Here is a 17,287-nt window from a genome sequence, read left to right as displayed (position 1 = left end):
GAATAAGGAAGTGACATGAAGTTAGCTACGCTAAAAAACGGCACAAGAGATGGTTTATTGGTCGTGGTCAGCCATGACTTATCAAAATGCGTTGCTGTGCCTGAGATTGCCGAGCATTTACAGCAAGCCCTAGACCGTTGGCAGGAAACCGCACCGATGCTCAGCGAAATTTATACGGCGCTGAATGAAGGCGAATTGCTGCAAGAGATGCCGTTTGATCAAACCTTGTGTCATTCGCCGCTGCCTAGAGCGTATCAATGGGCCGACGGTTCTGCTTACGTCAACCATGTTGAGTTAGTACGAAAAGCACGAGGAGCGGAGATCCCTGAAAGCTTCTGGAGTGATCCGTTAATGTATCAAGGTGGTTCGGATGCTTTTCTTGGACCGCGTGATGACATTCAAATGCAAGATGAAGCATGGGGAATTGATTTTGAAGCCGAAGTGGCCGTGATCACCGATGATGTCAGAATGGGTACAACCCCAAGTGAAGCGGCGCAAGCGATTCGATTGGTGATGTTGGTAAATGATGTATCGCTGCGTGGTTTGATCCCTCAAGAGCTTGCTAAAGGATTTGGTTTTTTTCAATCCAAACCGTCTTCAGCATTCTCTCCTGTCGCTGTGACACCCGATGAACTAAGCTGCCATTGGGACGGCGGAAAACTCAACCTGCCATTGCTATCAACCTATAACAATAAACCATTTGGTTGCCCCAATGCTGGCGTGGACATGACGTTTGAATTCCCACAGTTAATTGCTCACGCAGCAAAAACGCGCCCCTTGTGCGCGGGCACTATTATTGGCTCTGGTACAGTTTCCAATAAACAGGGAACCGATTTTGGCAGTGCGATTGCTGAAGGGGGAGTCGGTTATTCATGCATTGCAGAAGTGCGGATGATTGAAACCATTCGGAACGGTAAACCAAGTACCGAATTTATGAAATTTGGTGACAGGATAACGTTAGAAATGCGTGATGATAAAGGGAACAGCCTGTTTGGTTTAATCGATCAACGCGTGGTGAAAGGGTCATGAGTGGCCTCAAGTTATATGGGTATTGGCGCTCTTCAGCCGCTTACCGAGTACGCATCGCACTTCACCTCAAGGCGCTCGATTACCAGTCGATTGCTATCCATTTAGTTAAGGAGGGCGGAGTGCAACATTCAGCCGAGTTTAGCGCTCTCAATCCGAGTGAGTTAATTCCGGTACTGGAAGATAACGGACATTGCATTACTCAGTCGTTAACCATCATCGAATATTTGGATGACCAGTATCCCCAAGTACGTTTGGTTCCGCTATCAGGTAAAGAGAAATATCAGGTTAAAGCACTGGCGCAAGACATTGCTATTGATATTCATCCACTGAACAATCTACGAGTTTTACAATATTTAACGCGTGAACTGGACGTAGATGAAAGTCAAAAAGGAGACTGGTATCGGCATTGGATAGCCACGGGGTTTTATGCCTTGGAAAAGAAATTGGCGACAGTATCAGGGGAGTACTGTGTTGGTGATCAACTGAGCTTAGTGGATGTTTGTTTAGTACCACAAGTGTATAACGCGGAGCGCTTTAATCTTGATATGGCGCAGTTTCCGATCATCAAACAAATCACTGCTGAGCTTCGTGCTCATCCGGCGTTTATTGCCGCTGCACCAGAAAACCAGCCCGATGCTGAGAGTTAATCGAAAAGCCAGCCTTGCGGCTGGCTTTTCTTTGCGCTGTTTATTGAGCATTCGCCACTAAACTTGCATTGCTGTAATTGTTGTATCCATGCAGCAAAATAGAATAGCGGCCCGGTTGAGCATTGGAGAACTGACACGTTTCATTATTGCCACTGCGATAAGGACGGCAGTCGTATTGCTGTAGATCAGCATCAGTTTGATACTTAACGTATAAATCGGCATCGCCGCTTCCCCCTGACAATACAATACTCAAGTTGCTCGCTTCCTGCAGTTCAAATTGATACCAGGTTTTGCTATTTCTGCTGGCCGATAAACCGTTCACAGGTACGCCATTTTTCAGTTGATTACTCGGTGTAGGCGGTGTTGAGGCATTACCCATTTCAACCACATAAGCCAATCCAAGTTTAGTAAATTTCACCGCATGCAATCCTGTTGGGTCGGAATTTTGCAGAGTGTCTTGCGGGCTATGAATATTAGGGTTGTAATCATTAAATTTGGATTCAAAAGGCATCGCAGCTGGGTAACCAACCGCATGCCAAGAGGCATGATCAGAGCAGGCATAGCCACAGGTATCAAATCCATAGGTTAATGACGGTAAATATTCATCCAATAGTTGTGTCAAATACTGGGTAAAATTACTGTCAGTGTAATCGGTTATGAAGACAATATCTTCGCGTGAACCTTGGTAGTTAGTCATGTCTAACTGCATCACAGACATTACTTTTTTACCTTCGGCTTTAAAACGATTGGCTAAGTCTTGTGAACCTCGAAGGCCCACTTCTTCAGCAGCGTAAGCCATGAAAGCGATGCTGCGTTTAGGACGAAAATTTTGCTCAGACAACAAACGGATGATTTCTGTCACGCCCGCGATACCTGATGCATCGTCGTCCGCACCCGGCGCAATACTGCTTTCGTTGGTTCGAGAACCAAGTGTCGAGTCTAAATGCCCGCCAATCACCACCCATTCGTCAGGTTTTTCAGAGCCTGTAATTGTGAGCATTACCGATTTCTGGTTGTAGCCTGAATGTGTGATTTGTTCTACTTTGCTTGCGGGCAGTGACGCAGAGAGTGAGCGCCAATGATCTGCAATCCAATTCGATGCTTGAGCACCAGTCGAGGTAGTATAAAAGCGATTTTTAAACTGGGTTAAGGTGGTGATGGTACTGGTGATTTGTTGCGCTGATACTGATGGCAACCAAGCATTAACGGTGGTTTGCTGAGTGATCTCCGGTGCACTGAAAGCGTTTAGATTCAGCGGCATTGCGCTGACACTCATCGCACTTTGTGCAGAAGGGTGGACCATATAACCACCACATCGCTGATGATTTTCGTGCATTTCATGTGAAAGCGTCGCCAACTCGCTTACTGGTACTTGCCCAACCCATACTGATGTTTGATTGATAAGATTTTCAGGTAATAGGCTTTGGGCTCCAGAGCGAAGCGCCGTTTGCGTCGCGTCACCACCAATGGAAATCCACACCTTTTCTTCTGCATAAGCGGTACTGAAACAGCCTGCTAGCGCAATCGCCAATAACGTTTGTTTCTGGTTCATTCTCTCCTCCCTGGAGTATTATTATCAACATGACGTTGACCATAAACCCTAGGCCAAAAATAGGAATAATGAGAACAATTCGTTTTATACTCAGTTGTTCATAACGGTTGTCACTAAACTATCAATAAGGTATTTCATCGACTGATAAAAAGAAAAAAGCCAGCGAAAACTTCAGCTGGCTTAAAGGTTTTAACGCTGTACCCATACTGGATAAGTGAAGAAAATAAGGTGGGAAAAATTAAAGAGAAAGTGGAAGAGTACAGCCGTCCATAAACGCCCGCTTAGATGATAGATCGCGCCGTAGCCAATACCAGCTAATGTGGCAAATAGAACCAAAGTCACGCCGCCAGAAAAATGCGCAAGACCAAATAGGGTACTAGCGAGCGCAATACCGAGCCATAGACCGAATTTTTCACTCACGGCTTTTTGTAAATAGCCCCGGAAAAATGCTTCTTCCACCACACAGGTTAAAAGCAAATTATTGAGAGCAAAGAGCCACCACCAAGTCGGTAAAGATAACTCGGGCTTAATCGCGCCAAGCGCCCATGCGACAAAAAGCAAAGCAAAAAGAGGAATCGACACTTTACCGATCGCGGCCCAACGAATGGTTTGATGGTTGCCAAGGAGTGGCGGCCAAGCGAGTAGCAAAGCAAAAAATACCACAGGTTTATCTAGGTTCAAGTAGAGACGAAAGGGGGCACTATTTGCACCAGCAACCACATTATCCAGCACTTTAGGATTATTAAAACCTGGAATAGCATGCAGCAGCAGTGCAATTGCCCATAATAGCAACGCACCATGAGCAAACCATTTCCAGCGGCCTTTCAGTTGTGGAATGTAATAAGCACCACATAATCCAATGGCGACATACAGCAGGGCCATTAACGATAATCGGTCTGTGAACCATCCGCCCACTAACGACAGTGCTAGCAAGGTGAATGCTGGACGTAACTGCTTTTGAAAACTGAAGATAACGGCAAAAAGCAGCGGGATCCAAATCCATAACGATGAGTCAAGTATCATAGAGAGTACCTTAGGAAATCATCCATATTATTGAGTGATGACAGAGTGGAAGAGTGGCGCATTATGAAGAATCATTCTCAATAAAGAGATTCTACCAGTCAGCTAAACGCTTGCAGGCTTACAAAAAGCACTGTGGATCGTCACTAAAAATGGCGTCAACTGAGTTGAGATGTTTGAACTTTTTCGGATTATTCACCGTGTAGCACCAAATTTGGTAACCCGCTTGATGTAACTCGGCAATGTGCTTTGCACTGATCCATTGATAGTTAAGGTTACAGCCAAAGGCGTCAATTTCGGCTAACACTTGCTTATCTTTACGCGTTAATCGCTCGCTCAACACCGCCAATTTATAACCCGGACAATGCTGATAAAGCTCGCGCATGATAGCGTGGCTAAAACTGGAGAGAACAATCTGTTCATTTGGTAATCCACATTGATCCAGTTGCGCTTTAAGCTGAGCAGCGACTTGAGCAACATCGTGTTTATCCACTTTGACTTCAATGTTTAAACCAAGGCTGTGCTGCTTTGCGAGTGTCAGCAACGTCTCTAATGTCATGATGGGTTCGCCTGCAAATTGAGGATCAAACCAAGCGCCAAAATCGAACTGTTGTAATTGCTCAAGCGTATAAGAATCAATGCGCCCTTTACCATTACTGCAACGATCAATGGTGTGATCGTGGCAAACAACCAATATGTGATCTTGAGTCGGTTGCACATCCACTTCAACCCACTTTAGGCCTAAATCAATAGCGGCTTGCACACTCACTTGCGTATTTTCAGGGTAATGGCCGGCCACTCCGCGGTGGCCAATAATCATAGGCTTCATAGCGTTATCTCCACACAATTAAAACCGGCTCAGCATAGCGCGCGCCTTCTATTTTGTCTTCAAATTGATGGAAATGAGAGACGACGCGCTTTGGACATCACTTTCGCTAATGCTATGCTTATCCAACATCAGGCAGGAGGTCTGATCTGTCAAGTAGGGATAACGGTGAAGCTACATACGATCAAAGGCTATATTCAGAATATGTATCTGGCTGAATATCCAGAACGATTATTACTGCTAGACGGTGCAAGTCGAGCAGACATACCTACGTTGCAGCACTTCATTGAGAATGAACTGAACCGTCCTTTTTCTCATCTTCATACCGTTGTGGTAACTCACATGCATCCAGATCACGCTGGGGCGGCTCATCAATTGCGTGCATTAACGGGTTGTAAAATTATCTCTGCCAATAAAGATCATGATTGGTATTGTGGTTTGGACGGATTTTTTATGCATCTAGCCGATCTTGCGCTTGCGCGTTGGATGGCGAATCGCCTAGGCCGCCCGCGGCAGAATTTATGGTATCCACGTGTCTTAAAGCCTGACATTAAGCTCAACGATGGCGACACTATTCCTCATTTTAACGAATGGCAAATCTTAGAAACTCCAGGGCATACCGACCGAGATTTGTCTGTCTACCATGCACAACAAGGCATTGTGTATGTTGCCGATTTAATGGTTGAAGTGAAAAAGCAGTTGATTGCCCCTTTTCCTATTTTCCATCCCAATCAATATCGCCAGTCACTTGAACGGATCTTCAAGCTCAACCCAGAAACACTGCTTCTTGCACACGGCAAAGAGGGGCGTTTGAGCGAAAAAACCTACCAACACCTGCTAAATACCGCACCTATACGGCCCATCACACATTGGCGAGTGGTCAAAATAAAAGTCAAAAGTTTAATGAAGTCTGTTTGGCAATTTGGGGTCAGCAAAGGTAAATAAAGGGTAGGTGGCTTTAAAACTCATCAGCAAAGAGTGTTCGCCGCATACTGTGGTTGTTTGCACCGGAAAAAATCGTTAGAATGCGATCCTTGATGATAATGAGAGCTTTTATCAACAAGGTGATAACACTTCGTTGAAGGTAATGAATAACGTCTATGAATCTTTTAAAAATCAGCTTGTCCTTGGTGGCGACTACCAGTTTGTTCGCAGTAAATGCTTCTACACTCAGTGAAGCGAATGCCATCCAAAATAAAACCAATTCGGCTTCAGTCGCCAGCCAACAGAACATCAATAACAGTTCTCAATCAGCGTTGCTGATGCAAGCTGACATCGATCAGTTAAAAGAAGAAGTGAAAAATCTCACTATTTATCGTAATCACTTGGCATCGCTGGTGGAAAACCAGAATCAGGAAGCGCAAAGTCTATCGTCACAAATTGATGAGATAAAACTGACTCGCCAAGGCATCGTTCCTTTGATGTATCAGATGATCGACGGGCTACGTACCCTAATCGAAAACGACAAACCATTAAAGCGCGAAACGCGTTTAGAGCGTTTAGAAAAGCTGGAATCGATGATGGTACGATCGGATGTCAGCGATGCTGAAAAATACCGCCGTATTCTTGAAGCGTACCAAATCGAAATTGATTACGGGACTAAACTGGGTGTTTATCAAGGCGCAGTGGTGCTCAATGAAAACAAAACCATTGAAGCTGACATTTTATACGTTGGCCGTTTATCGCTGGTGGCTCGTAGCTTAAATGGCAAACAGTATTGGAGCTGGAGCCAAAACTCGCACCAGTGGACCGATGTCGATAGTGGGCTATATGCCGATTTAGATACCGCTTTCAAAATGGCCAACAATTTAATTACACCAAACTTAATGACGATTCCTGTTTCACTTGAGTTAGTAGAGGGGCAAAGCAAATGAAGATGGTTTTCTCTCTCTCATCACTCTGTTTAACACTATTGGCTTTCAACAGCTTTGCTTCTACGGAATTAGTCAGCAGCGCCAAAGTGGAAAACAAACAGCAGCAGCAGCACAATATCGAACGCGAAGCGGGTTTTAAACAAACCGAACAGCAGCTACGCCGCGCCAAAGCAGAGCTAGAAGCTCAGCGCCAAGATTTACAAGCGCAAGCGGATAAGCTAAGCACGCAATTCAGTAATAATGAAAACCGACTAGCACGTTTAGAAGAGCAGCTTCGCTTAGAAACAGGAAGCCTTGGAGAGCTGTTTGGTGTGGTACGCCAAAATGCCAAAGCATTAAGCAGTGAATTGGAATCTTCCATCACTGCGGTTGATCGCCATCAGTATACATCGCGGGTACAAGAAATTGTTGCCGCAAAATCTTTACCCTCGATGCCGCAGCTGACGGGGTTATGGCACAGCTATGTTGAACAGATCATCGCCAGTGGTGAGCTAAGCCGCGTTCAGATCGCATTTATCAATGGTGACGGTGTCACGCAAAATGTGGCCGCTTATCGTATTGGAACCTTTGGTTTGGTGACGGAGCAAGGTTATGTCAAATGGAACGGGGATAAACAAGCCGCCACCGCTTATTTGAAACAACCGGACAATGGACCGATTTTCTCTGGCCTAAATACGGGGGAAATCGAAAGCTTAGTGGTCGATCCTTCGCGTGGCATCATGCTTGAACAGCTAGCCCTTACACCAACATTAGCCGAACGGCTACAAATGGGTGGTGCGGTTGGTAACATCATTTTGGTACTGCTTGGTATTGGTTTAATCATTGCTTTCTATCGCGGCTTCGCATTGGTGATGACTCACCACAAGATCAAAGCGCAGCTTAAAGATGTACAGAAAATTGGTAATAACCCATTGGGGCGTGTACTCAGCGTCTATAACAAAGAGCAAAATCGCAGCGTAGAAGCGTTGGAGCTGCGCTTGCTGGAAGCGGTGGTCGATGAACAAGCGCATTTGGAAAAAGGTTTATCGATGCTGAAGTTATTAGCTGCGATTGCGCCGATGCTTGGGCTATTGGGTACGGTGACTGGCATGATTGAAACCTTCCAAGTGATCACACAATTTGGTAACGGTGATCCAAAAGTAATGGCGGGCGGTATTTCAATGGCCTTGGTGACTACCGTTCTGGGTTTAGTCTCTGCGATTCCACTATTATTAGCTCATAATATCTTAAGCTCTCAAGCGGAAAATATTCGCTCTATTTTAGAAAAACAGGGGATTGGCCTCGTTGCTGCGCAAGCAGAGCAAGAATGCCAAGCTTCAATGAGGAATGCGGCGTAATGAACAGCGTATTGCCAAGCGCACTGCTCAGCAATGACTGGCTAACAACCTTGCAGCAGTTTATGCAGCAAGGGGGTATCGTCTTATGGTGGCTAGCTGGGGTGGTGGCGCTTTATTGGTTGTTGATCATCGAACGCGTACTGTTTGTGGTATTGAGCTTTCCTAAATATCGAAAAGGGTGGTTAGAGCAATGGCATCAACGCGCGGAACACCATTCATGGTATGCCCATGCCATTCGCGAGGGTTGGCTTGGTGAAGCACAGCAGATGCTGCGCCACAACCTTAACATGATCAAACTGCTCGTCACACTTTGCCCAATGTTAGGGCTGCTCGGCACAGTCACCGGAATGATCTCTGTGTTTGATGTGATGGCAAATCAAGGCAGTAGCGATCCTAAATTGATGGCATCTGGCATTTCATTGGCCACATTACCGACAATGGCCGGAATGGTCGCGGCCCTTGCGGGCATGTTTGTGCATGCTCGTCTTGCAAAAAAGTGTCATCTACTTGAATTAAAATTAGAAAAATCGTTAAGGAGTTTGCGATGAGATTAGGCAGACGCCAGCCAAGAAATGATGAGGCGCAGATAGACTTAACATCGATGCTCGACATCGTCTTTATCATGCTGATTTTTTTCATTGTCACCAGCTCATTTGTTCGTGAATCAGGTGTTGAGGTTAACCGTCCTCAAGCTTCTCACGCGGTGAGTCAGAAAGATGCGGGTATTTTTGTCGCTATCAATGCATCCAATGATATTTACATCGACAAACGCTTGATTGATGTTGAACGTGTAGAGGCCACCCTAGAACATCTGCTACTCGAACAACCAGATGCGGCGTTAGTGATTCAAGCGGATGAACATGCTTATAACGGTACGGTTGTTAAAGTGATGGATGCGGCCAAAGGGGCCGGAGTGAAAAATATCGCATTGGCGGCGGAGAAGCGTTAATGGGACGTTTACTGCTTGCTTTGCCAATTGCAGGAGCGATTTCGCTGGCGCTGTTCAGTTTTATGGCGTGGATGGTGGATAACGGTAACCAACACGCTGTAAAACCAACTCAAGCACTGCGATTTAACATGGTGATGATGGAACAAGAACACGATTTACAGCGTCGTCAACGTAGCGTTCCGGAACCTTTAAAGTTGCCTGAGCCGCCACCGCAAGCACAAGTGACACAGTCACAAACTACTGCTACGGCCGCTACATCACTCACTAGTTTACCAGCTTTGGGTTTGGATACCGCGCTTAATGGGGTGGCGATTAGCGCACCAACCTTTGGTGATTTTGGCTCAAACCAGCAAGCAATGCCGTTATATCGTGTCGAGCCTGTTTATCCAAGCCGAGCCCTAAAGCGAGGTGTAGAAGGTTTCGTTACATTAAGCTTTACCATTGATACAACAGGAAAAGCCGTCGACATCAATGTCGTCGATGCCAATCCTAAACGTATGTTTGAGCGTGAAGCGATGCAAGCGCTGAAAAAATGGAAGTATCAACCTCAGATTGTCGACGGTAAAGCCATTGAGCAGCCGGGACAAACCGTGACTGTGGAGTTTAAAATTGCCAAATGATGAAACGTATATTGATTGGCTTATCACTTGTTATCGGCTCGCTCTCTTTAAATGCGAGCGAATTAAGTGCGACAACAGTCCTGAAAGTGCAAAAAGCACAGCAATTTGCATTAGAAGAGAACCTCACTCAAGCCATTGAGGTACTGAGCAGTGTTGAAACGTCACGTCTTTATGATAAAGCATTTGTCGCCCGGATGCTTGGTGTGTTTTATTGGCAAAGTGGTCAGCCCAAAGCGGCAGTCAAACAGATCAAGTACGCTGTAGAGAGTGGAGAGCTGCAAGATGAGCAGGCATGGACCACCGAACGTATGTTGGCTGATCTGTATGTCAATGAACAACAATTTGAAAAGGCGTTACCGCACTACTACCAATTATTGAAATCCGTTCCGCCTTCACAGAAAGTAGACGATCTGTGGTTGCGTATCGCACAAACCCACTACCAAATTGCACAATGGAAAAAAGTGCTGCATGCGTTGGATAAATACCAAACCGTGACACCACTTAATACTAAAAACCCACTGTCACTTAAATTAGGTGCGCAGCTTCAGCTAGAACAATGGAAGGCGGCCATTCCAACTTTAGAAAAACTGATCATGCTGGAGCCTGACCAAGCCAGTTGGTGGCGACAGTTGGTCGGTTTACATCTGCGTTTAGATCAGCGTCGTCAAGCATTAAACAGTCTAGCGTTAGCCAAATTACAAGGTGTGGAATTAACCGATAAGGATAAACACTTGCTCGCGCAGTTGTATGCGCAAAATGGCATTCCAGAACGTGCGGCGCAAGTTCTGCAAACATTATCTGATGCTGATCAAGACTTAACTTTACTGAAAGAGCAAGCCACTTACTGGCAGCAAGCCAAAGAATGGCAATCCGCGATCAGAACATGGACAAAAGCAGCTGAACAGGATGAGCAATACTATTGGCAAGTGGCGCTGCTGTACAACCAGCAAGGGCAATTTAAAGAAGCGTTACAGGCGTTGGATAAAGTCACCACGCGCGAGAAAAAAGCCGATGTCGCGTTAGCGCGAGTTCATGCGCTGTACAAACTCAATCAACTCGATAATGCTCTATACCAAGCCAAGCAAGCTGAAAACCTAAACCCATCAAGCCATGCCAAAGGATGGATCAAATTCCTTTCTCGTTTACAAAAAGTTCAGCAAGCGCAAACTGCTAATATCTGATCATAGCGCCTCATCTGCCCGATGATGAGGCGTCTGACCTTTTACGATTTTTGAATCGTCATTATCAAGACTGACATTGGTTCGGTTTTGCCTATCTTAGTGATAAAGAGAACCTATTATTGTCTTTCTGATTTTTTCCGTACCATAACGTTTAACGATGAAGTACAGAGAGAGAATCATGATGAAAGCGTTAGTGGTTGAAGGTGGTGCGATGCGCGGCATTTTTGCCAGTGGAGTCTTGGATAGTTTTTTACACCATCAGCATAACCCATTTGATTTTGTATTAGGTGTTTCAGCTGGAGCTTCAAACTTAATCAGCTACCTTGCGAAGCAACCGAGACGCAGTTATCACGTTGTAACTCAGCTTGCCACCGACCGTCTTTTTTTTAACCCAATTCGCTTTATTAAGGGGGGAAATCTCGTCGATGTGCGTTGGCTAATCGATGAGTCCAACCGACGTTATCCGATTGATGAAGACAAACTGTTTAACTCAGTCCCTTTCTTTGCCGTTGCAACCAATATCGAAACGGGTAAAGCCGATTATTATCGAGTGACTCAAGAAAACTTGAGTACGGCCATTGAGGCCACATCCGCGCTACCGATAGTTTATAAGCATACGCCTTGTTTCCATGGTGGTTGCTACACTGATGGAGGGGTTGCTGACTCGATCCCTGTTAAAGAAGCGTATCGCCGTGGAGCACGAGATATTACGGTTGTTTTATCACATCCACTTAGCTATATCATGTCGCCCCCTAAAAGTAAGTGGATGATGAAAAAACTCTTTTCACGCCATCCAAATATGGCTAAATCAATGCTATTTCGTGCGAAACATTACAACCAATCACTTGAATTTATTCGCAATCCACCTTCTGATGCCATCATCCGAGTAATCGCGCCACCTGAAGGGTTTCCCGTTAAGAGATTGACGATGAAGTTACCGTTGCTCAACATAGGCTATGACATGGGCTTAAAAGCAGGGCAAAATCATTTGGAGTGGCTTGAATACACACGTGCAGCCTAAAAACGCTTAGGTTTAAAAGGCTGATAAAACACTATCTACATGTCGTAACTGTCTATGTAATAAGCTGTTTTTTAGAGATGATTGAGTATGAATTTCATCGCAATTTATCTTGTTTATGGTTTTCATATGAGTGGCACGTGCTAAGTATGTACCACATTTTGATTGATCGAGCCTGATGGCATGCAACTGAAACTATCGCTACTCTCCATCGCTTTATTGAACACAATTCCTGTCACTGCAACGGAAAACTCTCAGATGTTTATTCCGGTCACAGCAGCCAATAGTTACCAACATGGCATTGATGTTGCTGAGTACTGGAAAAGTGAAAAACTGGATGGAATTCGCGCCGTCTGGAATGGACAATATCTTCATACGCGTAATGGTAATAAGATAAATGCGCCTGCTTGGTTTACTGCACCATTACCTAATAAAGCATTAGAAGGAGAGCTTTGGGCTGGACGAGGTCAATTTCATCACGTTCAACAAACGGTATTGGATACCATACCAACCGATGAAGCGTGGCAAAGCATCCGCTTTATGCTGTTTGATATGCCCGAAGCGATCGGTGACTACCAAAAGCGATATCGCAATCTTATCCACTTATCCTCACTTATGAATGCTCCGCACATTACCTATATTGAACATTCACCAATTCACTCAGAAAAAGAGCTGCTTGGGTATTTAGACAACGTAAGTGATGGGCAGGGTGAAGGGGTGATGTTGCGAAAAATTAATGCCCATTACCAAGCCGGCCGCAGTAACGATTTACTTAAGCTTAAAAAACACCAAGATGCTGAAGCTACGGTCATTGGTTATAAACTGGGTTCTGGCAAGTACCAAGGTATGATGGGATCAGTGCTAGTGCGCTTAGAAAACGGTGTTGAGTTCTATATCGGCAGCGGTTTTTCTGATGAGATCAGAAATAATCCGCCAAAGATCGGATCCATTATTACTTTTCGTTTTAATGATCTCACTGCAGAAGGAAAACCAAGATTTGCACGTTTTATGAGAGAAAGGCCAGCAATATAAATAAGGCCAGACAATGTCTGACCTTATTATTGCATCACAACGCCTTTTCGCCACGTTGAAATTCAGAGAATCAAGCTGTTATTTCGATGCAAAATCGAGTTGCACGCTATCGGCTTGTTGATGCATCCAGTGTAAGCGGATACCCAGCATTAAAGCAGCAGAAGATAAGCCAACGATAAATCCTATCCAGAACCCACTGGCACCCATAGGTTCGACAATGAAATCTGTCATTGCTAATACATAGCCCGTTGGCAAGCCAATCATCCAATAAGCGATAAAGGTACGATTAAAAATAGCCGTCATGTCTTTATAACCACGTAGCGCTCCTGCTGCAACGACTTGAATCGCATCCATACATTGATAAATAGCCGCAAAAATAAGCAACTGCATCGCCATGGCTACAACGGCTTGGTTTTCCGTATAAAGCAAAGCCACATATTCACGAAATAGGACCGTTAACGTCGCCGTGATAATTGCAGTAGATAAACCGACTAACAAGCCAACCTGTGAAGCGATGGTTGCCCCTTCAATATTTTTTTCGCCCAGCTTATGGCCAACACGGATGCTCACTGCCGCGCCGATACTCATTGGTAACATAAAAATTAATGATGAGAAATTCAAAGCGACTTGGTGAGCCGCCACCACCAATGAACCGAGTGGAGCGACCAACAATGCGACCACAGCAAATAGAGTAACTTCAAAAAATATCGCTGCCGCCACAGGAAAACCAAGCTTGAATAAGCGAATTTGCGCTTTCAATTGTGGTTTATGGAATTCACCAAAGATATTAATGTGCGCCATGCGTTTAGAAGTGACGACATAAAACAGCAGCATAAAAAACATCAACCAATAGACAATTGCCGTCGCCACACCACAACCCACACCGCCTAGCTCTGGTGCGCCAAATTTTCCGTATACGAAAATCCAGTTAAGTGGAATGTTAACTAATAAGCCCGCGAAACCAATCACCATGGCGGGTTTCGTCAGTGAGATACCATCCGTGAAACTGCGCAATGCTTGAAATAGTAAATAAGAAGGTACGGCAAACATCACGGCGTACATGTACCCGTTAGTTTTTTCAGCCATCAACGGCTCAATATCCATCCAGCCCAAAATCCATTGAGTTTGAAAAAGAACACCAATAATGGGAATAGAGACAAACAACGCTAGCGCTGCGCCTTGCTGTATTTCAAAAGGAATTTTCTTTTGCCGCCCTGATCCGTTGAGTTGCGCTACCACAGGAACCAACGCCATTAACAACCCAACACCAAACAGAATCGAAGGTAGCCAAATACTCGCTGCGATCGATACCGCAGCCATATCAATCGCACTCACACCACCTGCCATGACGGTATCTACAAAGCCCATTCCAGTTTGAGCAATAGAGGCAATCAACACAGGTGTTGCCAATTTGATTAAATTTGAAGCTTCTTGTTTATAACGATGCACAAATATCTCCAGAGGAAGGACAAGCAAAAATCGCGACCAATAATCAACTTATCGCGTAGGCATGGATGATAAAGAAATGTCACACTAAGCTCCATGAAAAACTGATGAAATTACCTAATGTTTATTTGGAAGGTTGCTCGTCGCGCTATATGCGGTGAAATCTATTTCAGACAAAGCTTGATTAGGCTAGATAGGGGGGCTTGGCGTGTTGCACGTAACCATTAAGAAGAGCGCTTGCCAAGCGCTCACTTTTTAAAAGATTTGTTCATCATCGGCATCAACAAACAACTCTATTTTGTCTAAACGTTCATCGACCATCATATTGAGATGAATCGCATGGCAACAGGCGGGGCAATCGTCATAAAACTCTTGGCTACCATTTGATGCATCTAGGGTGATCCTAATGGAATGACCGCAGTGAGGGCAGTTGACCATTCTTTCCGTATAATTTTTCATATCTCTTTCCTTACATCCTTGGAGATACCTTAATACTAAGTCGCTAAGTTCCTTTAAGTGGCAAATTAAGTTCAAACTTTGAATTGGCCCATAAAACAACAAAAGAGCCATTTATTAAGGCTCATTTGTTGTCTATACAGCTCGGTTATTTACACCGTTAAAAGGAGAGGATTTTCTTGATCAAACTTTCCGCTTCGACCAGATAGTGGCCACCAAATTGATTGTAGTGATTGAGGACATGATAGAGGTTATAAATATTTTTACGTTCCACATAGTCCAAACTCAAAGGTAAGATACTCTCATAACCTTGGTAAAACTCAGGTTGAAAACCTTCAAATAACTCTGTCATTGCGATATCGCATTCACGATCACCCCAATAACAGGCGGGATCGTAGCAAATTGGACCAAATACAGAGTTTGCCACATTCCCATGCCACAAATCTCCATGCAGCAGAGATGGGCGAGGGCTATGGTTAGCTAAGCGAGATTGGACAACGTCGACCAACTCGCTGATATTGAACAACTCAATTCCTTTTTCACGCAACAATTGCAATTGCCAGCCGATACGTTGTTCCGCAAAAAAACGACCCCATTTTTTGTCCCACGGATTTGGCTGCAAAGTGGAACCAATATAATTGTCTGCATCAAACCCATACTCTTTTTGTTCTCCCCATTGATGCAGTTTGGCCAGTTGTACACCGAACTCATAGCTGTTCGTCGCGTTATCTAGGGGTTTGGTTGGTAGATAGTTTAGAACAATGAAAGCATGATTTTTACTGGTTCCAATCATCACTAGCTCGGGAACCTGTACTGTTGACGTTTCACGAAGCGAACGTAGGTTTTCACCCTCAATCTCAAACTTAGCTAAGAAGTCTCGTGTGTTCACTTTAACAAAATAGCGTTGCTCACCATCGCTGATCATGTAGCAATCACTAATGTCACCACCGCTGACTTTTTCTTTTTCAACAGGGTTAAATTCAAACATGAGCGTATCGGATAACTGCTGAATGAGAGTTTGCCACATAACGACCTCTGCCTTGATTTACTTAATAATTCGTAGTTTAGGTCATGGTTACGAATATTTCAGAAGTGCGTGACACATAATTTAGCCACTTTCCTTTTGAGGGAGCACCAATGCTCATAAATGTGATTAAGTGCAAGAATTTGCAGATGCGAATACAGAAATAGTATTAAAAATAACGCTATATTTTCCATAAGTTGATCTTGCTTAGGTGCTAGTAACCCAATTTATAGGATGGCGTATCCTACTTTGGGGAAAATAAATGCTCGTGAAATAGATGCTTATCAAGAAATCGCGGGAAATTTGAACGTCTAAACTATCAAATCTGTGAAAATGGGCTGACATGGCTTAGTATTATTGAAGGTACAGTGATTACTAGCAATTTAGCGGTAAAGCGGAGAATTAAAGTGGTTGTAGAAACCGATGGTTATTTGGCTCTGATAGAGCATCTCTCTTTTAATATGGATGTGTTCACATCAGGCGGAGATATTGGCGCTGAAAGTGTAGAAGATGTTGTGACCGACATGGTTTCAAGCAACATCATGGCTATTTTTGAACAAAACCCTGAGCTACATTCCAGTGTTCGATTCCAGTTGCTCAAAGAAGCCGATTCTGTAGTGGAAGATCTTGGTGAAGTATTGGCGGGTGTTTGGAGTAAACCTGCGACCAATGAACAGATCCTTTTTCTTGATGAATACATCGCCTTAGTGAAGAATCTGTTCGATACTGCCGTTGCGAAGTACGACTAATTGAAGTATGACTAATCAGAGTTAGGCGGGCTTATAATCCGCCTAAATTGCCAGAATTTAGAAGCCCAATAGGGGTTATCGATTCTTGAGATCATCACACCTTTAGACGTAGAGGCGTGCATGAATTTTTTGTCTCCTAGATAGACTCCAACATGATTGCTCGTCCTTGATGTTCTAAAAAAGACCAAATCCCCGCGCTGCGCATTTTGATAATTTACCTCAAAACCCGTTTCACTCTGTGAGCGTGTGGTTCGTGGTAGAGGGATCTGCCATACATCTTTAAACGCTATTTGCACAAATGCTGAGCAGTCGACTCCGTTCAATGTTTCACCACCTAATCGGTACGGCACTCCTTGCCAGCGCTGAAAAACCGTGCCTAATCCATCGTCTTTATCTTGGACAATTGACAGAATCTCTTCTTGAGTAACATAAGCAGGGCCAGAATTGGACGAAATAGGAGATCCTACGCAACCCGTTAGTACACTAGTTATTGATAATGCGAAGAGTATTGGACTTTTAATCATTTA

19 protein-coding genes are annotated in these 17,287 nt (G+C 44.4%); 12 read left to right on the top strand and 7 right to left on the bottom strand.

Translation table 11 applies throughout. The annotated features are described in order from the left end of the window. Nucleotides 1-15: 15 nt before the first annotated feature. Nucleotides 16-1,029 (top strand): fumarylacetoacetate hydrolase family protein, encoded by a 1,014-nt coding sequence (locus AACQ79_RS03185; RefSeq protein ID WP_170898380.1) that lies wholly within the window; start codon nt 16-18, stop codon nt 1,027-1,029. After that, on the top strand, nt 1,026-1,676 hold the full coding sequence (gene maiA, locus AACQ79_RS03180) for a maleylacetoacetate isomerase (RefSeq protein ID WP_017044736.1): 651 nt from the start codon (nt 1,026-1,028) through the stop codon (nt 1,674-1,676). The genes AACQ79_RS03185 and maiA overlap by 4 nt, the downstream gene beginning before the upstream one ends. Before the next feature lie 40 nt (nt 1,677-1,716). Here the strand turns inward: maiA and AACQ79_RS03175 are convergent, their stop codons facing one another. The 3 genes from AACQ79_RS03175 to AACQ79_RS03165 all read right to left on the bottom strand — a co-directional run bounded on the left by AACQ79_RS03175 (nt 1,717) and on the right by AACQ79_RS03165 (nt 5,077). After that, the gene (locus AACQ79_RS03175; RefSeq protein WP_170898378.1) at nt 1,717-3,228 is read right to left on the bottom strand and encodes a M28 family metallopeptidase; all 1,512 of its coding nucleotides are present in this window, start codon (nt 3,226-3,228) and stop codon (nt 1,717-1,719) included. A 189-nt stretch (nt 3,229-3,417) separates the two neighbouring features. Further along, entirely contained in the window at nt 3,418-4,251 is an 834-nt protein-coding gene (locus AACQ79_RS03170; protein ID WP_170898376.1) for a CPBP family intramembrane glutamic endopeptidase, read from the bottom strand. A gap of 118 nt (nt 4,252-4,369) precedes the next feature. Next, nucleotides 4,370-5,077 (bottom strand): glycerophosphoryl diester phosphodiesterase, encoded by a 708-nt coding sequence (locus AACQ79_RS03165; RefSeq protein WP_013856850.1) that lies wholly within the window; start codon nt 5,075-5,077, stop codon nt 4,370-4,372. Between the two features lie 165 nt (nt 5,078-5,242). Here AACQ79_RS03165 and AACQ79_RS03160 point away from each other — a divergent pair, with 165 nt between their 5' ends. The 9 genes from AACQ79_RS03160 to AACQ79_RS03120 all read left to right on the top strand — a co-directional run bounded on the left by AACQ79_RS03160 (nt 5,243) and on the right by AACQ79_RS03120 (nt 13,085). Then, nucleotides 5,243-6,019 (top strand): MBL fold metallo-hydrolase, encoded by a 777-nt coding sequence (locus tag AACQ79_RS03160; protein ID WP_019281017.1) that lies wholly within the window; start codon nt 5,243-5,245, stop codon nt 6,017-6,019. 155 nt (nt 6,020-6,174) lie between these two features. Then, nucleotides 6,175-6,948, top strand: coding sequence for a DUF3450 domain-containing protein (locus AACQ79_RS03155; RefSeq protein ID WP_170898374.1), 774 nt, complete (start codon nt 6,175-6,177; stop codon nt 6,946-6,948). Beyond that, nucleotides 6,945-8,285, top strand: a complete 1,341-nt coding sequence (locus AACQ79_RS03150; RefSeq protein WP_170898372.1) for a MotA/TolQ/ExbB proton channel family protein — start codon at nt 6,945-6,947, stop codon at nt 8,283-8,285. Before AACQ79_RS03155 ends, AACQ79_RS03150 begins: the two co-directional genes overlap by 4 nt. Next, the gene (locus tag AACQ79_RS03145; protein ID WP_013856854.1) at nt 8,285-8,833 is read left to right on the top strand and encodes a MotA/TolQ/ExbB proton channel family protein; all 549 of its coding nucleotides are present in this window, start codon (nt 8,285-8,287) and stop codon (nt 8,831-8,833) included. The genes AACQ79_RS03150 and AACQ79_RS03145 overlap by 1 nt, the downstream gene beginning before the upstream one ends. Further along, a complete protein-coding gene (locus AACQ79_RS03140; protein WP_013856855.1) occupies nt 8,830-9,234 on the top strand; it encodes an ExbD/TolR family protein in 405 nt (134 codons plus the stop codon). The genes AACQ79_RS03145 and AACQ79_RS03140 overlap by 4 nt, the downstream gene beginning before the upstream one ends. Next, nucleotides 9,234-9,854: an energy transducer TonB gene (locus AACQ79_RS03135; RefSeq protein WP_017044729.1), complete on the top strand. Its 621-nt coding sequence runs from the start codon at nt 9,234-9,236 to the stop codon at nt 9,852-9,854. Before AACQ79_RS03140 ends, AACQ79_RS03135 begins: the two co-directional genes overlap by 1 nt. Further along, nucleotides 9,851-11,035: a tetratricopeptide repeat protein gene (locus AACQ79_RS03130; protein ID WP_094147899.1), complete on the top strand. Its 1,185-nt coding sequence runs from the start codon at nt 9,851-9,853 to the stop codon at nt 11,033-11,035. The genes AACQ79_RS03135 and AACQ79_RS03130 overlap by 4 nt, the downstream gene beginning before the upstream one ends. A gap of 157 nt (nt 11,036-11,192) precedes the next feature. Then, complete coding sequence (locus tag AACQ79_RS03125; protein WP_212756336.1) at nt 11,193-12,056, top strand: patatin family protein; 864 nt, start codon at nt 11,193-11,195, stop codon at nt 12,054-12,056. 186 nt (nt 12,057-12,242) lie between these two features. Further along, nucleotides 12,243-13,085, top strand: coding sequence for a DNA ligase (locus AACQ79_RS03120; protein ID WP_445285853.1), 843 nt, complete (start codon nt 12,243-12,245; stop codon nt 13,083-13,085). 78 nt (nt 13,086-13,163) lie between these two features. Here the strand turns inward: AACQ79_RS03120 and AACQ79_RS03115 are convergent, their stop codons facing one another. The 3 genes from AACQ79_RS03115 to AACQ79_RS03105 all read right to left on the bottom strand — a co-directional run bounded on the left by AACQ79_RS03115 (nt 13,164) and on the right by AACQ79_RS03105 (nt 16,014). Further along, nucleotides 13,164-14,534: an MATE family efflux transporter gene (locus AACQ79_RS03115; RefSeq protein WP_026027236.1), complete on the bottom strand. Its 1,371-nt coding sequence runs from the start codon at nt 14,532-14,534 to the stop codon at nt 13,164-13,166. Nucleotides 14,535-14,786: 252 nt separating this feature from the next. After that, nucleotides 14,787-14,990: a CPXCG motif-containing cysteine-rich protein gene (locus tag AACQ79_RS03110; RefSeq protein ID WP_010320526.1), complete on the bottom strand. Its 204-nt coding sequence runs from the start codon at nt 14,988-14,990 to the stop codon at nt 14,787-14,789. A 157-nt stretch (nt 14,991-15,147) separates the two neighbouring features. Then, nucleotides 15,148-16,014 (bottom strand): fructosamine kinase family protein, encoded by an 867-nt coding sequence (locus tag AACQ79_RS03105; RefSeq protein WP_017042505.1) that lies wholly within the window; start codon nt 16,012-16,014, stop codon nt 15,148-15,150. A gap of 404 nt (nt 16,015-16,418) precedes the next feature. On the opposite strand from AACQ79_RS03105, the gene AACQ79_RS03100 reads away from it, so the two are divergent. Beyond that, on the top strand, nt 16,419-16,760 hold the full coding sequence (locus tag AACQ79_RS03100; protein WP_026027237.1) for a DUF3802 family protein: 342 nt from the start codon (nt 16,419-16,421) through the stop codon (nt 16,758-16,760). 11 nt (nt 16,761-16,771) lie between these two features. Here the strand turns inward: AACQ79_RS03100 and AACQ79_RS03095 are convergent, their stop codons facing one another. Next, nucleotides 16,772-17,284: a C40 family peptidase gene (locus AACQ79_RS03095; protein ID WP_170898367.1), complete on the bottom strand. Its 513-nt coding sequence runs from the start codon at nt 17,282-17,284 to the stop codon at nt 16,772-16,774. Between the last annotated feature and the right edge of the window lie 3 nt (nt 17,285-17,287).

The organism is Vibrio sp. 3-2(1) (assembly GCF_963887575.1).
In the GTDB taxonomy this organism is placed as follows: domain Bacteria; phylum Pseudomonadota; class Gammaproteobacteria; order Enterobacterales; family Vibrionaceae; genus Vibrio; species Vibrio anguillarum.
Note: the sequence above shows the minus strand (reverse complement) of the source record. Positions and strands in the feature narration are given on the sequence as shown.

Bases quoted from the DNA above. Each gene is read 5' to 3' on its own strand.
- AACQ79_RS03135 (WP_017044729.1), top strand. From the start codon at position 9,234: ATGGGACGTTTACTGCTTGCTTTGCCAATTGCAGGAGCGATTTCGCTG.
- AACQ79_RS03095 (WP_170898367.1), bottom strand. From the start codon at position 17,284: ATGATTAAAAGTCCAATACTCTTCGCATTATCAATAACTAGTGTACTA.
- AACQ79_RS03185 (WP_170898380.1), top strand. From the start codon at position 16: ATGAAGTTAGCTACGCTAAAAAACGGCACAAGAGATGGTTTATTGGTC.
- AACQ79_RS03145 (WP_013856854.1), top strand. From the start codon at position 8,285: ATGAACAGCGTATTGCCAAGCGCACTGCTCAGCAATGACTGGCTAACA.
- AACQ79_RS03105 (WP_017042505.1), bottom strand. From the start codon at position 16,014: ATGTGGCAAACTCTCATTCAGCAGTTATCCGATACGCTCATGTTTGAA.
- AACQ79_RS03165 (WP_013856850.1), bottom strand. From the start codon at position 5,077: ATGAAGCCTATGATTATTGGCCACCGCGGAGTGGCCGGCCATTACCCT.
- maiA (WP_017044736.1), top strand. From the start codon at position 1,026: ATGAGTGGCCTCAAGTTATATGGGTATTGGCGCTCTTCAGCCGCTTAC.
- AACQ79_RS03140 (WP_013856855.1), top strand. From the start codon at position 8,830: ATGAGATTAGGCAGACGCCAGCCAAGAAATGATGAGGCGCAGATAGAC.
- AACQ79_RS03155 (WP_170898374.1), top strand. From the start codon at position 6,175: ATGAATCTTTTAAAAATCAGCTTGTCCTTGGTGGCGACTACCAGTTTG.
- AACQ79_RS03110 (WP_010320526.1), bottom strand. From the start codon at position 14,990: ATGAAAAATTATACGGAAAGAATGGTCAACTGCCCTCACTGCGGTCAT.
- AACQ79_RS03150 (WP_170898372.1), top strand. From the start codon at position 6,945: ATGAAGATGGTTTTCTCTCTCTCATCACTCTGTTTAACACTATTGGCT.
- AACQ79_RS03130 (WP_094147899.1), top strand. From the start codon at position 9,851: ATGATGAAACGTATATTGATTGGCTTATCACTTGTTATCGGCTCGCTC.
- AACQ79_RS03125 (WP_212756336.1), top strand. From the start codon at position 11,193: ATGAAGTACAGAGAGAGAATCATGATGAAAGCGTTAGTGGTTGAAGGT.
- AACQ79_RS03170 (WP_170898376.1), bottom strand. From the start codon at position 4,251: ATGATACTTGACTCATCGTTATGGATTTGGATCCCGCTGCTTTTTGCC.
- AACQ79_RS03175 (WP_170898378.1), bottom strand. From the start codon at position 3,228: ATGAACCAGAAACAAACGTTATTGGCGATTGCGCTAGCAGGCTGTTTC.